General features: G+C 61.2%; 18 protein-coding genes and 1 pseudogene. 7 read left to right on the top strand and 12 right to left on the bottom strand.

Going from position 1 to position 18,769, the window contains the following annotated elements; all coding sequences use genetic code 11:
• Window positions 1-9: 9 nt before the first annotated feature.
• Window positions 10-840 (top strand): hypothetical protein, encoded by an 831-nt coding sequence (locus tag HWQ56_RS10245; protein WP_176570361.1) that lies wholly within the window; start codon window positions 10-12, stop codon window positions 838-840.
• 62 nt (window positions 841-902) lie between these two features.
• Here the strand turns inward: HWQ56_RS10245 and mobH are convergent, their stop codons facing one another.
• The 9 genes and pseudogenes from mobH to HWQ56_RS10290 form a co-directional block, all read right to left on the bottom strand.
• Window positions 903-2,657 (bottom strand): MobH family relaxase, encoded by a 1,755-nt coding sequence (mobH, locus tag HWQ56_RS10250; protein ID WP_176570362.1) that lies wholly within the window; start codon window positions 2,655-2,657, stop codon window positions 903-905.
• A gap of 192 nt (window positions 2,658-2,849) precedes the next feature.
• Window positions 2,850-3,208: pseudogene (locus HWQ56_RS10255) on the bottom strand (transposase); the annotation flags it as partial.
• 371 nt (window positions 3,209-3,579) lie between these two features.
• Window positions 3,580-4,833, bottom strand: a complete 1,254-nt coding sequence (locus HWQ56_RS10260; RefSeq protein WP_176570363.1) for an OprD family porin — start codon at window positions 4,831-4,833, stop codon at window positions 3,580-3,582.
• A 105-nt stretch (window positions 4,834-4,938) separates the two neighbouring features.
• Complete coding sequence (locus tag HWQ56_RS10265; protein ID WP_176570364.1) at window positions 4,939-6,471, bottom strand: UxaA family hydrolase; 1,533 nt, start codon at window positions 6,469-6,471, stop codon at window positions 4,939-4,941.
• Window positions 6,472-6,546: 75 nt separating this feature from the next.
• Entirely contained in the window at window positions 6,547-7,734 is a 1,188-nt protein-coding gene (locus HWQ56_RS10270) for an L-talarate/galactarate dehydratase (RefSeq protein ID WP_176570365.1), read from the bottom strand.
• Between the two features lie 14 nt (window positions 7,735-7,748).
• Complete coding sequence (locus tag HWQ56_RS10275; RefSeq protein ID WP_176570366.1) at window positions 7,749-9,176, bottom strand: MFS transporter; 1,428 nt, start codon at window positions 9,174-9,176, stop codon at window positions 7,749-7,751.
• A gap of 64 nt (window positions 9,177-9,240) precedes the next feature.
• Window positions 9,241-9,555, bottom strand: coding sequence for a Dabb family protein (locus tag HWQ56_RS10280; protein WP_176570367.1), 315 nt, complete (start codon window positions 9,553-9,555; stop codon window positions 9,241-9,243).
• Window positions 9,552-10,001, bottom strand: coding sequence for a nuclear transport factor 2 family protein (locus HWQ56_RS10285; RefSeq protein WP_176570368.1), 450 nt, complete (start codon window positions 9,999-10,001; stop codon window positions 9,552-9,554). The genes HWQ56_RS10280 and HWQ56_RS10285 overlap by 4 nt, the downstream gene beginning before the upstream one ends.
• A complete protein-coding gene (locus tag HWQ56_RS10290; RefSeq protein WP_176570369.1) occupies window positions 9,998-10,807 on the bottom strand; it encodes an RraA family protein in 810 nt (269 codons plus the stop codon). Before HWQ56_RS10290 ends, HWQ56_RS10285 begins: the two co-directional genes overlap by 4 nt.
• Before the next feature lie 128 nt (window positions 10,808-10,935).
• On the opposite strand from HWQ56_RS10290, the gene HWQ56_RS10295 reads away from it, so the two are divergent.
• Complete coding sequence (locus HWQ56_RS10295; RefSeq protein WP_176570370.1) at window positions 10,936-12,543, top strand: IclR family transcriptional regulator domain-containing protein; 1,608 nt, start codon at window positions 10,936-10,938, stop codon at window positions 12,541-12,543.
• Between the two features lie 61 nt (window positions 12,544-12,604).
• On the top strand, window positions 12,605-13,660 hold the full coding sequence (locus HWQ56_RS10300; protein ID WP_176570371.1) for an amidohydrolase family protein: 1,056 nt from the start codon (window positions 12,605-12,607) through the stop codon (window positions 13,658-13,660).
• 34 nt (window positions 13,661-13,694) lie between these two features.
• Here the strand turns inward: HWQ56_RS10300 and HWQ56_RS10305 are convergent, their stop codons facing one another.
• Window positions 13,695-15,116, bottom strand: coding sequence for an aldehyde dehydrogenase (NADP(+)) (locus HWQ56_RS10305; RefSeq protein WP_176570372.1), 1,422 nt, complete (start codon window positions 15,114-15,116; stop codon window positions 13,695-13,697).
• A 332-nt stretch (window positions 15,117-15,448) separates the two neighbouring features.
• Between HWQ56_RS10305 and HWQ56_RS10310 the strand changes: the two genes are divergently transcribed.
• A complete protein-coding gene (locus HWQ56_RS10310) occupies window positions 15,449-15,673 on the top strand; it encodes a hypothetical protein (RefSeq protein ID WP_176570373.1) in 225 nt (74 codons plus the stop codon).
• A 32-nt stretch (window positions 15,674-15,705) separates the two neighbouring features.
• Window positions 15,706-16,080, top strand: coding sequence for a hypothetical protein (locus HWQ56_RS10315; protein ID WP_176570374.1), 375 nt, complete (start codon window positions 15,706-15,708; stop codon window positions 16,078-16,080).
• Between the two features lie 96 nt (window positions 16,081-16,176).
• Here the strand turns inward: HWQ56_RS10315 and HWQ56_RS10320 are convergent, their stop codons facing one another.
• Entirely contained in the window at window positions 16,177-16,335 is a 159-nt protein-coding gene (locus HWQ56_RS10320) for a hypothetical protein (RefSeq protein ID WP_176570375.1), read from the bottom strand.
• Window positions 16,336-16,810: 475 nt separating this feature from the next.
• Between HWQ56_RS10320 and HWQ56_RS10325 the strand changes: the two genes are divergently transcribed.
• Window positions 16,811-17,146 carry a hypothetical protein gene (locus HWQ56_RS10325; RefSeq protein ID WP_176570376.1) on the top strand — a complete coding sequence of 112 codons (336 nt, stop codon included), beginning with the start codon at window positions 16,811-16,813 and terminating at the stop codon, window positions 17,144-17,146.
• 167 nt (window positions 17,147-17,313) lie between these two features.
• Window positions 17,314-17,679 (top strand): histone-like nucleoid-structuring protein, MvaT/MvaU family, encoded by a 366-nt coding sequence (locus HWQ56_RS10330; RefSeq protein ID WP_176570377.1) that lies wholly within the window; start codon window positions 17,314-17,316, stop codon window positions 17,677-17,679.
• Window positions 17,680-17,762: 83 nt separating this feature from the next.
• Here the strand turns inward: HWQ56_RS10330 and HWQ56_RS10335 are convergent, their stop codons facing one another.
• A complete protein-coding gene (locus HWQ56_RS10335) occupies window positions 17,763-18,701 on the bottom strand; it encodes an ArdC family protein (protein ID WP_176570378.1) in 939 nt (312 codons plus the stop codon).
• Window positions 18,702-18,769: the final 68 nt, after the last annotated feature.

Here is an 18,769-nt window from a genome sequence, read left to right on the forward strand (position 1 = left end):
AGATGAAGATTGATCGGTCGGAATACAGCTTGGAGACAGGGAAGTCTAATCAAGCAAGGTGAGTTGGGTGCTGTTGGTATTGCCGGAGAGGGCGATACCTACGCAATAGTTATTTCACACGACTGTGATATTCCTCATGAAAAAGAGGAGGTGGTTGAAGTAATTGTATGTCGGGCTGTTTCGCCTGACAAAACGATGCTCGGCAGCCGAAATCCTAGAAAGCTTCATCTGAAATTGGAGCGTGAAGGTACTGAAATTTTCTTAGAGCTAAGCTTTAAGTCAAGAGTGCTAGTAGGGAAATCCGATTTTTCCACGAAGCTTTCTGGTCCTGACCACGATTTTTTCTTATCGGAGCCTGAAAAGAGAGTCTTGAAGCAGTGGCTGAGCGCGCGGTTTGGGCGCCCTGCGTATCCGAATGCTTTTGAGCGCCACTTGCAACAGAAAGTAGGGAAGAAAGATACAGTTGAGCGTTGCATAGCTCGTTTTACCGAGCCTGTTTCAGAGCATGTTGTTGCAATGTTTATTGGGTTGGATGGCGATAAAAATGTAGAGCTTGAGGATGAGCCTTACTGTCTTAGTATTTTTATCGTCTATAGCACTGAGTATGATGCTGTCACTGCTAGGAAAGAATGTGAAGCTCTCGCTGAGACATTGAGGTGTTTTCTGGTCGAGCAATACGGGTCTCCCGATGTTGCTGAAAAAATATGTTTAGAAAATTGTGCGGCTATTGCGGACAATAAAATAACCTTGGCTGACCTGATGAAGGTTGATCAGTGGAGGCTTGAATGGCTAAGCCTCACGGACGGCGATGAGGATTATGTTGCAATTGGTCATGTTTAGTTTTTTCCATAAGTTTATTAGCGCCCTGATGTATTCTGTTAGTGGTTTTGTCTTCGCTATTTTTAATGCTCTCTTTGAATTAGGCTTAGGAAAGGGTTGTCGGATGGTAAAGGCCGGGCAATCATCTTAGGGTCTGAGAGTAAGTAGCCGTTCAACTTTGCTTTTCTGCGTGGGCCTTGCACCTGGCAGCTCCAGATGTTGAGACCCATAGCATCACGTTGGTGGTAGTTCAACCTTTCAAAAGCCTTTTGCACATTCACCCATGCTTCGTAGTTGTTGGTGGGATCTTTCATGAGTTGATGCTCTTGAGCATAGCGCTGAAATATTCCGGGAGTGACCAGGAAGTATGTGGCGTTTACGGTGTGCACTTTAGCGGCGCTGTCATTAATTATCAGCGCGTGACTCTTCAGTCCGGCACGTAACCACTCTAGAAATTTGTGGCCAAGCTCCTTGTTTTGCTCTGCTGCAGCCGACGTATCAGGTAAAGAGTCGCACTGTTGGGAGTCGGGCGTCTCGAACAGCTCAAGCAAAGGTCCTAGGTGATCGCTGTCATGCGCGTCGGGTATGTAGAAACTTGACACTTCCAGCCGGGGCCTGTCTGGCGAGGGTGGGTTAGCCGATGTGGGAGAAGGGCGCTTGGTGTCAGTTGATGGTGGCGGCTGAACATCGTCGAATTCGGCATGGTTGACTGGGTTGACCGTGCCAGCAAAGCGTGGAGGCGTGATCTCTCCTGCCCAAATCAAGGAGGACCGGAGTCGTAAGAAGGTAAACTGTTGCTGCCAATTTGCGTCGCTGACCGTAGCTGTCCAGATGGCCTTGCCATCGGGCGTGGCCTCGACCAACCCGTGAGACTGCAGCTCATCGAACAGGGCGATGTTGGAGGAGGGGATGCCGTCCACGGACTGGGTCAGCAGGTAGGTGCGCAGTTTGTCGGTGGCGGTCTTACTAACCAGCCACAGGTGCTCAGCGGTGAGCCAGCCGGCGGCGCCAGGCTGATTGAGCTTGAACTCGTTCTTCACCAGGTGACGCAGGCCGGTGAGCAGGTGGTGCTGCAGCGAGTGCCTGGGCGCTTGCAAGGCTTTGCTGGGGTTGGCGCCGATGTTCTGCGCCGTCGAGACACGGTCGGCCTGCAGGACCAGCTCGCCGAGGATGCCGGCGTGCTCGTAGTGGTTGGCCAGCAGGTACAGCAGCTTGCCCCACAAAGCGGGGTAGCCGCTGAGCCAATCAAGGATGGCGCGGTCCAGCACCTGGGTGTATAGCAGGCCGGCAGAGGCGCCGTGCAACTGGTAATCGCGGCCTTTCAGGTAGCGAAAGCGATAGGGTTGATTCAGGGGGCCGTGCCAAGGGTGCCAAGGTTGACCGTGCTGGTATTCCACCTGCAGGTCGACGGCGATCTTGCCGATGTCGTGGAGCAGGGCGCCGTAGGCAACTCCGGCGCTCCAGGCATCGGCCTGGGCCGCCTGGTCCTCCGGAGCAGCACCGCTGGGCAGCAGATGGGACTGGCGCAGCTTGAGACTGCAGGCCACCAGTTCCAGGCCATGGTCGAGCATGCCGCCGGGGTAGGCATGGTGGTGGCTTTCACTGGCCGGCAACTGCTGGACATAGCCGGCGTAGCGGCGGATCGGGTTTAGGTAAAGCTGCTCGAATTGCGGCTGGGACATCGCCGTGTATTGCCAGATGCGCTCGAGCAGCTTCTGGCGGTGCTCCGCGGCGAGCAGCGCTTTTGCCGTCATCGGCGCGTAATAGCCCTCGAGAATAGGGGCAGGTGAGGGCGTGGGGACTTTGGCCTTTTCATGCGTGAACCAACTCGGCATCATCGCCACCTCGGTTGAGTGCCTATGAGATCCTTTTGCCTTTGCGGATAAGCCTCTTACCCTTGCAGGCCCTTCCTTTGCCGCCCCTTACCCTTTACCCCATTTGCCTTTTGCCAGGGTGCGCGAATACGACGCTTCAGGCATCGAATATGAGCCTAGGTTGCTGAGACGATGGTGTTGGTGTGCCGATGGCTGGTTGGCATCGCTGAGCATGTGGACTCTTGTTATCAGGCCGCCGCGACTGTGACCTAGAGCGTGATCAGCAGGCTCCTCAGGCCCCATTTTTTCCGAGCGTCAGATGAGACTCGAGTTGCGCGAACTGCGATTGAGACGATCATCCAGGTTTGCAGATCGATCAAACTCTGCTCATTCAATATCAGGTGCAGACGTTTGAGCATCTGATTGTATGTGCCCTGATTTCGCCACCCCCGAAGCCTTTGATACACCGTTGACCACAGGCCGGAGCGCTCCGGTATATCTCGACACGCCGCACCCAAACAGAGCGCCCAGAGCACGCCGTCGAGCATCAGTCGGTCGCTAAAGCGCGGGCGCCCTCGGCCATGGGTGGCCACGCACGATTTCGGATGAGCAGGTTCAGCAATTAGTAATTCAGGTGCTGCAAGGTAATCCGAAGCCGTTTCGGTGGCATAAGAAGACAGAAGATATTTTCTGCCTCAGTCGCTCGTGCAGCACGAGCGCTGGACAAGTGATTTTTCAGTGGTACTTTTGAAACACCACGCTAGTTGCTACACATCTGTGGTGCGCAAGCTCTATCAATCCTGCACCCGCATCAGGAGTGTCGCCAGCTGGTATTTCGTGCCGATACCCGCCAGCGGGATGATAGTTGATGGCCCTACCGTTGTCAGGGGCCCGAGGGCAGTAGTCTGGTCCTCGGCAACCTGGTCATTAGCCGAAGCAGGCCCGGTCAGAACAGCGGCAACGTGTAGCTGATGATCAGCCGGTTCTCGTCGATGTCGCGCAGGTAATTGGAGCGCAACGCCGCGTTGCGCCATAGCACGCCGACATTCTTGAAGCTGCCGGACTGGATCACGTAGCCAAGATCAGTGTCGCGTTCCCACTCCCGGCCTTCGCCCGCTACCGTCGCGGGATTGGCGTGGTTGGCGCTGGTGTAGCGGGTGGCAAAGGTCAGGCCCGGTATGCCCAGCGCGGCGAAATCGTAGCTGTAGCGCAGTTGCCAGGAGCGCTCGTCGCGCTCCATGAAATCGTTGGCCATCATGTAGTTGGTCAGGTAGGCATCGGTGCCCACCACGTAAGGCATGGCGGTGCTGCCGCTCAGCCCCTGATAGCCGATGCCCGCCAGGTGTCCACCGATGCCGTAGGTGAACAGGGCGTTGAGGGTGCGGTTGTCGATCGTGCCGGCGTGGGCGGCGCCGCTGTCGTGGCTGATGTAATAGCGCACGTCGCTCTTGAGCGTGCCCGGGCCCATGGGGTAGGCGTGGTTCAGGCCCAGGTAATGCTGGGTATAGATGTCTTCCAGCTCGCCCCGCTGGTAGGTCAGCACCAGGTTCTTGCCCAAGGCGTAGTCCAGCCCCGCCAGTTTGAAGTCGTCAGCGTCCGGCGCGCCGCTGAAGCGCTTGTTCTTGTTCACCAGGGTCAGGGGCTGGTTGTGCGAGTAGTCACGCAGGGTGGTGCGGTTGATGTCGGCGAAGGTGAAGGTGAAGCCGTCCAGTTCCTTGGACGTCAGCACGCCGCCCTGGAAAGTCTGTGGCAGGATGCGGCCGATGCTGGACGCGATGGTGGGGTACTTGAGCAGCATCTCGCCCACCTTCAGCTCGGTCTTTGAGACCTTGGCTTTCACCGCCACGCCGAATTTGCTGTATTGGTCGGGCGCACGCCCGTCATGGCCCACCGGTAGCAGGCCGGTGCCGCTGCGGTCCGGACCGGAGTCCAGCTTCAGGCCCAGCATGCCGATGGCGTCCAGGCCGAAGCCGACCACGCCTTGGGTGTAGCCGGACTTGAAGTCCAGCACAAAACCCTGAGCCCATTCCTCGCGCTTGGAAATGCCGCTGTCTTCGCGAAAGTCGCGGTTTAGGTAGAAGTTGCTGGTTTGCAGGGTGGCGTGGCTGTCCTCGATGAAGCCTTGGGCCAGGGCGGCGCTGCTCAATAGGCCCAGGGGGGACAGGGTGGTGCAGACGACGATTTGCTTGCTGTAGCGCATGGTGGCTCCTGCTTGCACGGGCAAAGGCTGCCCGTGGCGCCTGTGCAAGGCGCATTTATTGTTGTTGTGGTCAGGGGCCGGCGCCCGTTGGGGCGCCGGTAAGGCTCAGGCCAGCACGCCGATCTGCCAGGGGCAGAACTCGTCCTCGCCCAGGCCGTTGAGCTCGCTCTTGGTCGGCTCGCCGGAGGCGTGGGCCAGCAGGCGGTCGAAGATCTCCTGGCCCATTTGGCGGATGGTCTTGTCGCCGTCGATGATCTGGCCGCAGTTGATGTCCATGTCGTCGCTCATGCGGGTGAACATCGGCGTGTTGCTGGCCAGCTTGAAGGTGGGGGCGGGCAGCGAACCGAAGCACGAGCCACGGCCGGTGGTGAAGGCAATCAGGTTGGCGCCGCCGGCGATCTGGCCGGTGGCCGAGACCGGGTCATAGCCAGGGGTGTCCATGAACACCAGGCCGCGAGTGGTGACCGGGTAGGCGTACTCGTAGACGTCCATCAGCGGTGCGTTGCCGCCTTTCTTCGCGCCGCCCAGGGATTTTTCCAACACGTTGGCCAGGCCGCCGGCGTTGTTGCCGGGGCTGACGCGGCCGTTGATCTGGGTGTCGCGACCCTTGTTGTATTCCAGCCACCAGTCGATGCGCTCGATCAGCTTGCGGCCCACTTGCGGGGTCACGGCACGGGCGGTGAGGGTGTGCTCGACGCCGAAGATTTCCGAGGTTTCCGAGAGGATCGCGGTGCCGCCGTGGCGCACCAGAATGTCTACCGCCGCGCCCAGCGCCGGGTTGGCCGACAGGCCGGAGAAACCGTCGGAGCCGCCGCACTGCATACCGATGATCAAGTGTTCGGCCGATACCGGCTGACGCTGCACGGCGTTGGCCTGGGGCAGCATCGCCTCGATGAGTTTGATGCCCTGGTCCACCGCGCTTTTTACGCCGCCCACGTCCTGGATCACCAACGCCTTGAGCATGTCATTGAGCAGCAGCCCTTCCTGCTCGATGAAACCATGGATGTTGTTGCGCTCGCAGCCCAGGGCAATCAGCAGGCCGCCAGCGGTGTTGGCGTGCTTGACGTGGCCGCCGATGGTGCGGCGCAGCAGGTTCATGGGCTCGCCGGTCATCTCCATGCCGCAGCCGATCTCGTGTACGAAGGGCACAACGCCGTCGATATTGGGGTAGGCAGCCAGGCGTTCTTCATCGAAGTGGTTGGCGATCTTGCGGGCCACGGTGGCACCGCAGTTGCCCACCACGAACACCCCCAGGTAGTTGCGGGTGGCCACGCGACCGTCAGCGCGCACGATGCCCTGGAAGGTCGCGCGTTCGTTGGCGGGCAGCAGTTGGGTGGGTACGTAGTCCAGGCCATAACGATAATCGCGCGCTGTGTCGCCAAACTCGATGTTGTGGCTGTGCATCCAGGTGCCGGCCGGCAGGTCTTCGCTGGCATAGCCGATCACCGTGTTGTATTTGAGCACCGGCTGGCCTTTCTCGATCATCCGTGCAGCGATCTTGTGGCCCAGTGGTACGTTTTGCAGGGTCGTCAATTGTTCGCTGGCAACCTGGGTGCCGGCGCTGATTTCCACCCGCGCCACCACCACGTTGTCGGCGGAGTCGAGGCGGATGACGGGACTGATTTCACGGTTTTGCATGGTGTGACCTTGTCAGGAACTGACTGTTGTTATGGACGCAGGATGCCGGGCCTGGCCCGGCATTCTGGGGAGCGCTCAAGGGCGTTTGCCGAATTCCTCGGTGGCGACGGTCCAGGCCAGCGCCTGGTCGCTCAGGCTGAAGCCCAGGCCCGGACGGTTGGGCACCTGCATGCGGCCGTTTTTCAGCACCAGGCGCTCGTTGAACATCGGCTCCAGCCACTCGAAGTGCTCCAGCCACGGCTCCTGCGCGAAGGCCGCGGCCAGGTGCAAGTGGATTTCCATGGCAAAATGCGGGGCCAGGTTGGCGCCCTGGAAGCTGGCCAGCTGCATGATCTGCAGGAACGGCGTGATACCACCCACGCGCGGGGCGTCCGGCTGGATGAAGTCGCAGGCCTTGCCGTTCAGCAGCTGCGCGTGCTCGCCGAAGCTGGTCAGCATCTCCCCGGTGGCGATGGCGGTGTCCAGGGAGGCGGCCAGGGCGGCGTGGCCTTCGATGTCGTAGGCGTCCAACGGCTCCTCGATCCAGGTCAGGTCAAACTGTTCCAGGCGGCGGCCAAAGCGCTGGGCGGTGATGCGGTCCCATTGCTGGTTGGCGTCGACCATCAGCGGGAAGCCTTCGCCCAGGCGTTCGCGCACCGCTTTCACGCGCTTGAAGTCGATGCTGGTGTCGGGCTGGCCGACCTTGATCTTGATGCCGCCAATGCCGTTCTCACGAGAGATATCGACGTTTTCCAGCACGTGCTCAAGCGGGGTGGACAGGTAGCCACCGGAAGTGTTGTAGCACTGCACCGAGTCGCGGTGGGCGCCCAGCAGCTTGGCCAGCGGCAGCTTGGCGCGTTTGGCCTTGAGGTCCCACAGGGCGATGTCGAACGGCGCGATGGCCTGGGTGGTCAGGCCGCTGCGGCCCATGGATGCACCGGCCCACAGCAGCTTGTTGAAGATCTTGGCGATGTCGTTGGGGTCTTCGCCCAGCAGTACCGGGGCGATCTCTTTGGCGTGGGCGTACATGCCCGGGCCGCCGGCACGCTTGGAGTAGCCGAAGCCGATGCCTTCGTGGCCTTCGCGGGTGCGGATCTCGGCGAAGATGAAGGCGATCTCGGTCAGCGGCTTCTGGCGGCCGGTAAGGACCTTGGCGTCGCTGATGGGCGCGGCCAGCGGCAGGATAGTCAAGGACACCTTGACCCACTCGATGACATCGGTGGTGGCTTCGCCAGGTTGCAGGGCGGCGATCTTGGGGTCGATGTAAACGTTGCTTTCGATCATGAGGTTCTCCGGTATCAACGGGCAGTGGAAGGCTTGAGCAAATCGGCCAGGTGCAGGCGGCGGATGCGGCCGACAATGAACAGGTACGAGCAGGCGGCGATCAGGCCATGGGCGCCGACAAAGATCAGCGCGCTGTTGAACGAGCCGCTGGAGTGCAACAGGTAGCCAATGACCACCGGGGTGATGATGCCGGCGGTGTTGCCCATGGCGTTGAACACGCCACCGGTCATGCCCACCATTTCCCGAGGCGCGGTGTCGGCCACCACGCTGAAACCCAGGTTGCCGAAGCCCTTGCCGAAGAAGGCCAGGCTCATCACGGCGATCACCAGCACCTGGGAGTCGACGTAGTTGCACAAAATCATGCTGGAGCTGAGCAGCACGCCGGTGATGATCGGCGTCTTGCGGGCAATGCTCAGCGACTGTGTGCGGCGCACCAGGTAGTCGGAGAAAAACCCCGAGCTGACCGCGCCTATCAGGCCGCACAGGGCTGGGATGGACGCCACCAGTCCGGCCTGAAGAATGTCGAAGCCGCGCTCCTTCACCAGGTAAATGGGGAACCAGGTGACGTAGAACCAGGTGATGGCGCTGACGCAGTACTGGCTCAGGAACATCCCGGCCAGCATGCGGTTGCGCAACAGCAGGCCTACTTCGGCCAGGCTTGACAGCCCGGTTGATGCGGCGTTGGGGTCGGTCTTGCGGCCTTCCAGATCCACCAGGCCTTCACCGGCACGGATGTAGTCCAGTTCCTCGGCGTTCATGTGGGGGTGGCGGATGGGCAGGTAGTAGACCTTCCACCACACCACGGCGATGCCCAGGCCGACCAGGCCCATGACGATGAACACGTACTCCCAGCCAAAGCGGAAGCACAACCAGCCCATCAGGGGCGTGAAGAACGCCAGGGAGATGTACTGGGCGCTGTTGAAGATGGCGCCCGCCATGCCGCGCTCGGACGAGGGAAACCAGGAGGCGATGACCCGTGCGCACCCCGGGCCCACCGGCGATTCGGCAATGCCCAGCAGGAAGCGCAGGCCCAGCAGCAGCGGCACCACCATGCCGATGAAATGCACCAGGCCCATGCAGACGGTGAACACCGACCAGATGGCGATGGCGGCGGCGATGGTTTTCTTCGAGCCCAGGCGGTCAGTGAGCCAGCCGGCAGGGATCAGGAAGATCACGTAGGCCCAGCTGAAGGCCGAGAACAGATAGCCCATTTCCACGGAGCTTATGCCCAGCTCGCGGCTCATGTCGGTACCGGCCACCGAGATGGCCGCGCGATCGCCGCTGCTCAAGGCGAGGACGATAGTGATCATCGCCAGGATCAGGAAGCGATAACCCGTGCGGCGTGTGGCTGACCGTGCAGCCGTGGTTTCAGCCAGCAGCGGGGCGGGAGGGGCGTTGGCCGGCACAGGGCCTTCCAGCGCATAGCGCTCGTTGGTGTTCATAGGAGCCTCGTCTAATTATTTTTGTTGAGGGCGCAAGCCTTGGCAAACCGGGCTTGCGCATGAATCAGGCAGCCTGGGCGTCGCCGGCCTCCGTGTAATCGACGGCAACCCACTCGAAATACGTTTTCAGCTCGGTAACCAGCGCGACGTGGGCCGGGTGCGGCAGGTAGCGATTGACCGCCTCGGCGTCATCGAAGCTGGTTTCCAGCACATAGTCCCAGCAGATCGGCCGGTCCAGCTCGTTGGCCGAAACCTTCCAACTGCGGGCAAACTCGATGTCATGGTGCAGGTCGCGCATCCAGCGCACCAAGTGCGCCTCGCGTGCCGCGTCCTTGGCCACGGAGGGCAGGCGGCGGAACATCACGATGTGCTTCATCATGGCTGCACGGGCTCCAGGTGATAGCCGCGGCCACTGTAGTCGAAAGCCACCAGTTCATTGATGGTCACGGCCTTGTCGGCGGGCGAGGCGTAGTAGGCGCGGATCTCTTTGATCAGGCCACTGTCCTGGTCGAAGATGTACCATTCGTCCCCGCGTAGCGCGGTGCCCAGTTTGCCTTTCCAATGGGTCCACTCGATCACGGCCTCGGGGCTGTCGTGGCTCACCAGGATTTTCTCGATGGTCCATTGCGAGCCCAGGTTCTCCACGCACCACACCCACTTGGCGGCGATGGTCTGGGCCGTACGCCACGGCACGTCGGGCAGCCCGGCGGGGAAGTAATGCACCGCGTCCGGAGTGAAGCAGGACACCAGGGCGGCGTGATCACCGGCGTTGCAGGCGGCGAAGTAGCGGCGGATCAGGGCGGCGTATTCGGCTTGGCGGCTCATTGCGCGTCCCCCTTGATGATGCTCGGGATGGCCGGGCGGCCCGAGGCCACCCAGGCATGGTAGTCGGAGACGGCGGCAGGGCTGGGCGGGTATACGCCCCACAGCGCCTCGCCGGCGGCGATGCGCATGGCCAGGTAGGCTTCCAGGTCATCCTGCACGGTGCAGTAGTCGGCCAGTTCCTCGGCCAGGTGCGCGGGTACCACGGTGAGGCCGTCGGCGTCGCCGACGATGATGTCGCCAGGGTACACCGCCACGCCAGCGCAACCGATCGGCACCTGCAGGTCGGCCACGTGGTGGTAGGAAATGCGTGTGGTGGCGGTGACCTCGCGGGCATAGGCGGGCAGCGGCAGGGCGGCGATCTCGCTGCCATCGCGCAGGGCACCGTCGGTGACGATGGCGCGGGCGCCGCGGGCCAGCAGGCGGGTGACCAGGATGTTGCCGGCCGAGGCGGCACGCGGGTCGTTCTGGCTGTCGATCACCAGCACGTCGCCGGGCTGCACCTGCTCCACGCCTTGCCACTGCAGGTTGTCGTGATTGGGCTTGGTGGTCATGGTGCCGTAGGTGTCGATGTCCTCGCGGGCCGGGATGAAGCGCATGGTGAAGGCGCGGCCGGCGAACGGCTTGACGCGCTTGTTCAATGCACGCAGGCCCACCAGGGCAGGTTGGCGAAAGCCCAGCTTGAACAGCTGCGTGGTCAGCGAGCCGCTGCTGCAGGTAGCGAGGCGCGCCAGCACCTCATCGCTGACCTTCACAGCCCGTTGGGCGGTGTTGTCCAGTGCGTCTGCATACTGGTGGATCTGAGTCATTGTTGTTCTCCCGTGACACCAAGTGGTTCTGTTCGAGTGGCTGTGTCTCGATCCTAGTGGGCGGTTGACGCTGACAAAACAGCTCGTATGATGGCGAAAACAAAAAGTTCCAAATGGTGGGAATCGATATGGCCGCAACAGAGGGTACCGGGGCACTGGAGAAGGCGCTGGATGTGTTGGAGGCGATCGGTTCGGCGCCGCGTGGGGTAAGTCAGGGTGAGCTGGCCGACCAGGTGAAACTGCCCAAGACGACGTTGTATCGCATCCTCGCTACGTTGGTGGAGCGGGGGCTGGTGCGCCGTGACGCGGTGGGCAAGGTCTACCGCCTGGGCTTTCGCTACCTGGAACTGGTGCGCAACGCCTACTTGATGCCCGACCTGGTGGTGGCCGCCAGTGCCGAGCTGCGTGCGCTGCGCGACCTGACAGGCGAGACGTCTTACCTGGCAGTGCTGGATGGCAACCAGGTGATGTCCCTGGAACGCTGCGACGGCGCCCACACCACGCGTTCCGCTGCGGCGCTGGGGCAAAGCAAGCCGGTGTACTGCACCGGGCAGGGCAAGGCGATCCTGGCGGCCATGGACGACGCTGGCCGCGACAGCATTCTCAAGGGCCTGACCCTGGCCCCGCTGACCGAGTTGACCATCACCGACCGCCGACGCTTGCTGACCGAGCTGCAGATCACCCGTGCCCGGGGCTATGCCATCGACGACGAGGAAATCGTCATGGGCGTGCGCTGCGTGGCCGCGGCTATCCGCGATAACGCCGGTAACGTGCGTGGCGCCTTGAGTGTCGCAGGCCCGGCCTATCGGCTGACCGTGGAACGCCTGGAACTGTTGGGCCCCGAACTTCATGAGGCCGCCCGTCGTGTGGGCGCCCAACTCAGCGAATCCCAGGTGCGCATCGGCGATTCCGAGGTCACGCTGGTGGACTGTCCGTGGGCGTTCAATGGCGCCTTCCCACGCTGGTCCCAAGCCCATGGCTGCCTGTTCTGGGCCGACACCCTGGCGCCGGCCATCCGCCGCCTGGACGAGCAGGGCGAGCGCATCGTGGCGCGGCTTCCCGCCCCGGTGGTGGCCATGGAGCTGCACCAGCGGGGCCTCTTGGTGGCCCATGCAGCCGGCTGGCTGATTCTGGATGAGCAGGGCCAGCAGCACCCCTTGCCCGATTGGCCCGGCAAGGCCTTGCTGGGGCTGTGCAGCCATCCTTCCGGCAGCACCTGGGCGTGCATGGCGACGCCCGGTGGCTGCAAGGTGGGCGAACTGAGCCTGCAGGGCGAGGTGCGCACGCCTTGGGAATTCCACGAGCGCCTGACGTCGTTGTGCTGGGGCGCGCAGGGCCAGTCGCTATACGCCACGGGGGCTGAATCGGGGAGCGTCTACGTGGTGGCCGCAGGCAGCCAGCATGTGCGACGGCTGGCCTCACTGCCCAAGGGCTCGGGACGCTTGAGCGGTCTGGCGCTGGACTGCGACGGTGGCGTGTGGACCACGCTGCGGGATGGCTGGAGCCTGGTGCGCTTTAGTGAAGACGGCAATATCGACCGTATGGTCGGGCTGCCCGTACCAGGTCCCACTGACCTGGCGTTTGGTGGGCCGCGGCATGACACCCTGTACATCACCAGCGCGCGGCATGATATTGCGCTGGAAATACTGAGCAAGGCGCCGGGCTCCGGGCATTTGTTCAGTATTCAGACGGAGCACCTGGGTGCGACGGCACAGGTATCCCAGTGGCGGGTGTGAGGAAAGTCACGCAGTTTCCCATTTTATGGGAAAAGTCTCGCACGGTATGAATGGGCGCGTGATGGTTGCGTTCAGCGGGGCCATACACTGGAAGGTGCTTGCCGTTGAACCAACAAGACAAGGACATTCCATGCTGCGTAGAAGGGACAGCCTCAAGGTGATCGCCGCCCTCGGTTGTGGCTGGGTGCCGTTGCCCGTCCTGCCAGCTACTTCAAGAAATTCGGGATCACCTGCTCCCACCGTCAAGACTCCTGTGCACATTCAGGTGCCGCCTGGCGCCTGCGACAGTCACGTTCACGTGTTTCCTGATCCGTCGCGATACTCGCCCAACCGGTCATTCACGCCCCCTCCGGCGACGGCCGCGCAATTGCTGGGGCTGCAAAGGGCATTGATGATGGACCACGTGGTCATCGTCAATTCCACGGTTTATGGCCCGACCATCGAGCCTGTACTACAGGCCATCGAGCAACTGGGCCAACAGCGCGCCCGTGGGATTGCCCTGTTTGACCCGACCTTGACGCCCCGCCAACTCGATGACCTGCATGCCCGGGGTATTCGGGGCATTCGCGTATTTCTGGGTTTGAACGCTGACGTCGACCTCAACGCCGCCGTCCGCGACCTGGCCATTGCCGACAGGCAAGTTCAGGGGCGGCCCTGGCATATCCAGGTTTACGGCAAGCACCCGGTGCTGGCGGCCTTGCGGGCGCCCTTGGCTGCGCTGCAGGCACCGTTGGTGATCGATCATTTCTGCGGCCTTGATGCGAGCCAGGGAATGCAGCAGAACGGGTTCAAGGAGGTCTTGGAGCTTGTAGGTAGTGGCAAAGCCTACGTCAAATTGTCCGGGGCCTATTACTGCTCTGATCAGGGGCCGGATTATGCTGACATGCGTCCGTATGCCCAGGCGCTGATTGCCGCCAATCCAGATCGGATACTCTGGGGCAGTGATTGGCCGCATCCCAACAGTGCTCCCGTTGCGACGCGGGCAGCTACCCAGATTGCACCTGCCCAGTCGATAGATGATGGCTTGATGCTCAATCAGTTGGCCACGTGGGCGCCTGATGCCACCCTGCGCCAACAGATGCTGGTGGACAACCCCAAGCGGTTGTACGGGTTTTGAGAGGCCCCCTCCCTGATAGAAGGGGGCGGTCAGACTAGCCCTGAACCCACTGGGGAGCGTCCTGCAACGCGACCGGGCGTAGGAAGCGCTGCAGCGCAGCGTAGCCCACCGAGGTGGTCTGTGGTGCGGTGGAGCTGGGCCATGGGCCGCCATGCTGTTGCGCGGCGCACACGGCTACGCCGGTGGGCACGCCGCCGAACAGTACGCGGCCTGACACCTGTTCGGCCGCTTGCACCAGGGCGCGGTTGGCTGGGGTATCGTCGCTGACGCCCCACAAGGTGGTGCTCAAGGTGCCGCCCACGGCGGCAAGCACCTGCAGTACTTCAGCCTGATTGCGGGCTTTCACCACCAGCGCCCCCGGGCCGAACATCTCTTCATGCAGGGCGGGGTTGGCAATGAACGCCGCCGCATCGGTGGTGTACAGCCGTGGCGCCGGGCCTGCGCCGTCGTTGCCGGGTGCCAGCAGGGTGCTTGCGTGCTGCGCAACCTTGGCGCTGGCCTGCTCGAAGCCCTGGCGCATGCCGGGAGTGAGCATGGCGTGGGTCTGGATCGGCGCCAGTGCCTCGCACAACTGGCCCAGGAAGCGATCGCTGCTCGGGTCATCCAACAGCACGATCACCCCGGGGCTGGTGCAGAACTGCCCGCAGCCCAGGGTCATGGAGCCGGCCAGCAGGTTTGCCAGTTCCTCGCCGTTGGCCTGCAACGCAGCGGGCAACGCCACTAGGGGGTTGATCGAGCCCAGTTCGCCAAAGAACGGAATGGGGCGAGGGCGCTCATTGGCGAGCTTCCATAGCGCGGTGCCGCCTTGATAGGAGCCGGTGAAGGCCACGGCGGCGATGCCCGGGTGCTGTACCAGATAAGCGCCGGCACCGCGGCTGGCCTGGTCGACCAGGGTCAGCAAGCCCTCGGGCAGTTGCTGGCTGGCAATCACCCGGTGGGCGATGTCGAACACGGCCTTCGACAAGCGCGGATGGCCCGAGTGTGCCTTGACCACGACCGGGCAGCCCGCTGCGAGGGCCGACGCGGTATCGCCACCCAGCACGGAAAAGGCAAACGGGAAGTTGCTCGCCGAGAACATCGCCACCGGCCCTACTGGGCGCAGCACGCGGGTCAGCTGTGGGCGACCGGCAGGTGGCGAACCGGCCACGGCTGAGTCAACGACCGGGGCGAGGGCAACACCCGCCAGCAGTTGCTCGGCGAAGCCGCGCAATTGAAAAGCCGTACGGGCTATTTCGCCGGCTAGGCGCGGGGCGCCCAGGTGGGTTTCCTCGTTGGCCAAGGGCACCAGCGTTTGCTGATGGGCTTGCAGTGCATCGGCCAGTGCCTCAAGCAAGCCAGCGCGTACTTGCGCCGAAGCTTGTGCCCATACCGGCGCGGCCTGCCGCGCCAGGTCGACGGCGGTGTCGATGACAGTATATTCGTGGTTTTGTTGTTGTTCGGTGGGTTGAGTGGCCATGGTTCCTCTCTTGGCGGCGCAGCGAAGTGAAAGCGGCATGCTAAGGCCTGGCCGGGCCCTGGCCAAACGCCGTCAAGCGCCTGTCCCGCGCAGGTCCCAGCGGGTGGGACTGCGCAGGAGGTGACCTCTAGGGTTTCTCAATATGCGATCGATTTCCATTATGGACGTTGTAACCCGTAGCCTGAATCTTGAAGACATCCTTGCCCTGAGACATGTGGGCGGGATCTGGGCAACAGCCGTGGATCTGAATCCGGTCGGTGACCAATTGGCCGTAGTTATCAATCAAGGCCTGGGGGAGCGCCGCAGGGCCACGGTCCCATTCCTGATGGGGGATGGATCATGGCCAACTTCAGCTTATTGATTTGGCCAATAATGCCGCTGTTCATGTGTTGGTGCCAGAAGGGAAGGGGGTAGGATCCCCTTTGTACTCACCGGATGGTCAGCGGGTGGATGTGGTGACGATCTGTGCAGACGGTTTGAAAATAGAGGTTGTAGAAGTTGCGTCCCGCATCGCCCGTTTCTACGGCGCGCGCCAACAGTATTGCATTGCTAATTGATTATAAACGTAGCCGCATCTTGTTGGGCGGAGATGTTTGCATCAGATTTGGTAGAAGCAATCCAAAGTCTTGATGCAAATGAGCCTAGTAGACTGGATGCATTCAAAAAATCCCTCATCATGGCAGCAGACAAAAATGTCTCCCGCGAGCTAGTTAAGAGCGTTGTGTGCGATCACTGGATCATTTCAACAGACGGCAATCGTTTTCGACATCTTGGTGATGAGGTAGTAGCAAGGCTGATCTATCACATCGCTGCACGTCCGGCACGTCTCGGCTTCAACATCGAGAGCGAGGTAAATCAGAGATGGGATAATGAAGCGTGGCGTAAGCAATTCGACTACGTTACGAGCTATGGCGACAGCGCGAACGGGCTTACACTGACCTATGGCGCACCTAAGGCTGTGTAAGTGTTAGTCAAGCGTCCTCAGTGGAGGAATTCGAGGCGCTCTTGCCGTGGAATTGCACGCCGCGATCACATAACTGATCGTACTGCCGATCTTTGATCAGTGCGGTTTATGGAGCGCTAACGAATATTCAGCCTCGGTGATAGGCGTTTGGGTAGTGGGGCGGACCGCAATCTCCCGGGCACGTTGTGTCCCCATCGCCAGGGCCTTGCCGACGGAGGCGCCCGGCAAGTCGGCATAGCTTTCTTCGGCAAGCATTCGTCCGTCTCCTTCATAGACACTCGAAAACATTTCCGTCGCGCCGCTGCGCGCAGTCCTGGCCCTGACGTCAATCTCGGTACCGTCGTCTAGGGTCTCCGCGTGAACCACGGTATAGATCCTGTGATCCTCCCACGCGGTGAAGCATGAGCCTCGTTGACGCATGACACCCTTCTCCTCTCCAGCGCCTGTGTGACCGGGTGGACACCATGGCGTGCACTTAGGATAGGAACAGATGATTGAAATGGGGGCGCTGCGGAAGGCAATAAAGTGTGTGACGGTATGTCTGAATCAACTACGCAATCGAGGCCGCCTGTGCTGTATTGTTCGAGGCACATTGTCCCAGTTTCGTCCAGAACTGACTTGATCTACGCTTGCCAAGTCGATTAGGCTGTTTTCCCTCCCTTTTACAAGTTATTGCGCACCATCCGTGGCGTGCGGCCTGTGCTGTTGAAAAACCCTTGAGTATTTGAAGATGCATGATTCGCTGACAGAACAACAAATGCGTGAAGCATTATTCGGCCCTTCTGCTGCAGCCGCGCCTGCGGAGACTGTGGACTCGACAGAGCTCCAGTTCGTGCCGACCAAGCGCGCGGCGTCTAAACCCATCGCGAAGAGGGCTAAGCCGACGTCATTGTTCCCGAAGCTGCGGGTCACGATGCAGGTGACCAAGACCTTCGAGGGTGAAGTTGAAACCCTGGTTCATGAAGCCCGAACATTGAGCTCGCTGCTGGCGGAGCAAGAGGCGCGGGACCTGGCCAAGAAAAAGAAATTCAAGTACATCGACATTGTCTCAATCGAGCAGGTTTAGCCAGCGCTAGAATGCATTGCTGATCTCAGCCTAGTGGTTGTCCACGAGGTTTCCGCTACTGGCTCTCCTAGCTGCGTAGCTTGCGTGAAATAGTTCTGAACCTTTCGGCTATTATTTTTCCTAAACTACTTCAGATAATCATCCTCACTCGTGCAAAAGGATTTCCCATGTCAAAACTTGCAGAATTCAAAGCCCTGGAGGCCCAGCTGGCCGCGCAGATTCAGCAGTTGGATGCCTTGAAAAATGATGCCGAGCTGAAACGGGAGATCGAGTTCGAGAGCAAGCTCAAGGCGCTCTTGGAGGAGTACGGTGTCAGCCTGAAGCATATCATCGCCATCCTTGACCCCGTCAAAGCCGGCGGACACCCGTCCGCGAAGTTCGCCGCTACCCCGCAGCGCAAGCCGCGCGAACTCAAGCGCTACAAGCACCCAGATAGCGGCGAAGTGGTGGAAACCAAAGGTGGCAACCACAAGATCCTCAAGCAGTGGAAGCAGGAGCACGGGGCAGATACGGTGGAGAGCTGGCTGCAGTAATCGACGCTGGACCATCGGCATCCTTGCTCGAGCGTGAACAAGACAAAGGCCCCATCGGGGCCTTTGTGGTTTTCTCTGCTGAGTCATGCGGTGAGTTGATGCAGTGGCTCGATACTGCTTTGACCGTGCAGCGTCATGAGATACTCCGACGCTTCGCGTGCCTGGCCGCTGGCGCGGAAGATGGCACGCTTGTCCTCCCGAAGGATATTCAACCACGAGGCCAAGTACTCCTCGTGGCGCAGCTCGCCCTGAATGCCGGTGAGGGCGCACAAGAACGCTGCGCCCATCTCCGCCACCAGTTCTTCAAACGCATATTCTGCAGAACCGAAGCGGTGTCCGCCGGTGATGCCATCGCGCTTGAGGCGCGATTGATGGCCGGACCAATGCGTCAGCTCGTGCAGGGCCGTGGCGTAGTAGCTGCCGACGTCCTCGAACTGGGCCTTGGTGGGCAGTTGTATCAGGTCGCGCAGGGGATGGTAGAAAGCATCATCTCCAAAGCGATGCTCGATGCGCGCACCTGATAGCTCCAGGACTCGCTCAGCTGGCCCATGGTCGATGAAGGGGGCGGCGGGTTCAGCCTCACCTGTATCCTCAGGCTCGCTGGCCAGGCCCTCGGTCTGCTCGATGTTGAACAGGCAATGGGTACGCAGCAGTGCAAACTGCACCATCTTGACGTTGCCCTGTTCATCCCGAACGACCTCGCCATGCTCGTCCTGGGCTTCCTTGCTCATGGGTTTGTACAGCACCGCCAGGGTCGATTGCTCGCCTTTGCGGATATGCCCGCCCGCCTTGCGTGCCTGGTTGAAGGTCAGCCATCGGTCCTGACGATAGCCGCGCAAGCGCGCCTCCGCCCACAGCAGGGGGATGTTGATGCCGGCGTAAGCTCGTCGGGTGATGGCATTGGTGGGGAAGGGGGAGTCAGCACCTGAACCCGGTGTTGACCAGGGTTTGATCCAGGGAACCACGCCTTGATCAAGCGCGGTGATGATCTTGTTGGTGACGTCGAGGTAGATGTCGGACATGACGTTCTCCTGAGGTGAGAGGGAACGCCGCCCGACCGGGAGGGGTTCCCGGTGGGGTGAAAGGGGGG

The organism is Pseudomonas eucalypticola (assembly GCF_013374995.1).
GTDB lineage: Bacteria > Pseudomonadota > Gammaproteobacteria > Pseudomonadales > Pseudomonadaceae > Aquipseudomonas > Aquipseudomonas eucalypticola.

Excerpts from the sequence above, each read along its gene's own strand:
- HWQ56_RS10325 (WP_176570376.1), top strand. The coding sequence starts at position 16,811 with ATGCATGATTCGCTGACAGAACAACAAATGCGTGAAGCATTATTCGGC.
- HWQ56_RS10290 (WP_176570369.1), bottom strand. The coding sequence starts at position 10,807 with ATGACTCAGATCCACCAGTATGCAGACGCACTGGACAACACCGCCCAA.
- HWQ56_RS10320 (WP_176570375.1), bottom strand. The coding sequence starts at position 16,335 with ATGCTTGCCGAAGAAAGCTATGCCGACTTGCCGGGCGCCTCCGTCGGC.
- HWQ56_RS10285 (WP_176570368.1), bottom strand. The coding sequence starts at position 10,001 with ATGAGCCGCCAAGCCGAATACGCCGCCCTGATCCGCCGCTACTTCGCC.
- HWQ56_RS10280 (WP_176570367.1), bottom strand. The coding sequence starts at position 9,555 with ATGATGAAGCACATCGTGATGTTCCGCCGCCTGCCCTCCGTGGCCAAG.
- HWQ56_RS10275 (WP_176570366.1), bottom strand. The coding sequence starts at position 9,176 with ATGAACACCAACGAGCGCTATGCGCTGGAAGGCCCTGTGCCGGCCAAC.
- HWQ56_RS10260 (WP_176570363.1), bottom strand. The coding sequence starts at position 4,833 with ATGCGCTACAGCAAGCAAATCGTCGTCTGCACCACCCTGTCCCCCCTG.
- HWQ56_RS10315 (WP_176570374.1), top strand. The coding sequence starts at position 15,706 with ATGTTTGCATCAGATTTGGTAGAAGCAATCCAAAGTCTTGATGCAAAT.
- HWQ56_RS10335 (WP_176570378.1), bottom strand. The coding sequence starts at position 18,701 with ATGTCCGACATCTACCTCGACGTCACCAACAAGATCATCACCGCGCTT.
- HWQ56_RS10310 (WP_176570373.1), top strand. The coding sequence starts at position 15,449 with ATGGATCATGGCCAACTTCAGCTTATTGATTTGGCCAATAATGCCGCT.
- HWQ56_RS10295 (WP_176570370.1), top strand. The coding sequence starts at position 10,936 with ATGGCCGCAACAGAGGGTACCGGGGCACTGGAGAAGGCGCTGGATGTG.
- mobH (WP_176570362.1), bottom strand. The coding sequence starts at position 2,657 with ATGATGCCGAGTTGGTTCACGCATGAAAAGGCCAAAGTCCCCACGCCC.
- HWQ56_RS10305 (WP_176570372.1), bottom strand. The coding sequence starts at position 15,116 with ATGGCCACTCAACCCACCGAACAACAACAAAACCACGAATATACTGTC.
- HWQ56_RS10300 (WP_176570371.1), top strand. The coding sequence starts at position 12,605 with ATGGTTGCGTTCAGCGGGGCCATACACTGGAAGGTGCTTGCCGTTGAA.
- HWQ56_RS10265 (WP_176570364.1), bottom strand. The coding sequence starts at position 6,471 with ATGCAAAACCGTGAAATCAGTCCCGTCATCCGCCTCGACTCCGCCGAC.
- HWQ56_RS10330 (WP_176570377.1), top strand. The coding sequence starts at position 17,314 with ATGTCAAAACTTGCAGAATTCAAAGCCCTGGAGGCCCAGCTGGCCGCG.
- HWQ56_RS10270 (WP_176570365.1), bottom strand. The coding sequence starts at position 7,734 with ATGATCGAAAGCAACGTTTACATCGACCCCAAGATCGCCGCCCTGCAA.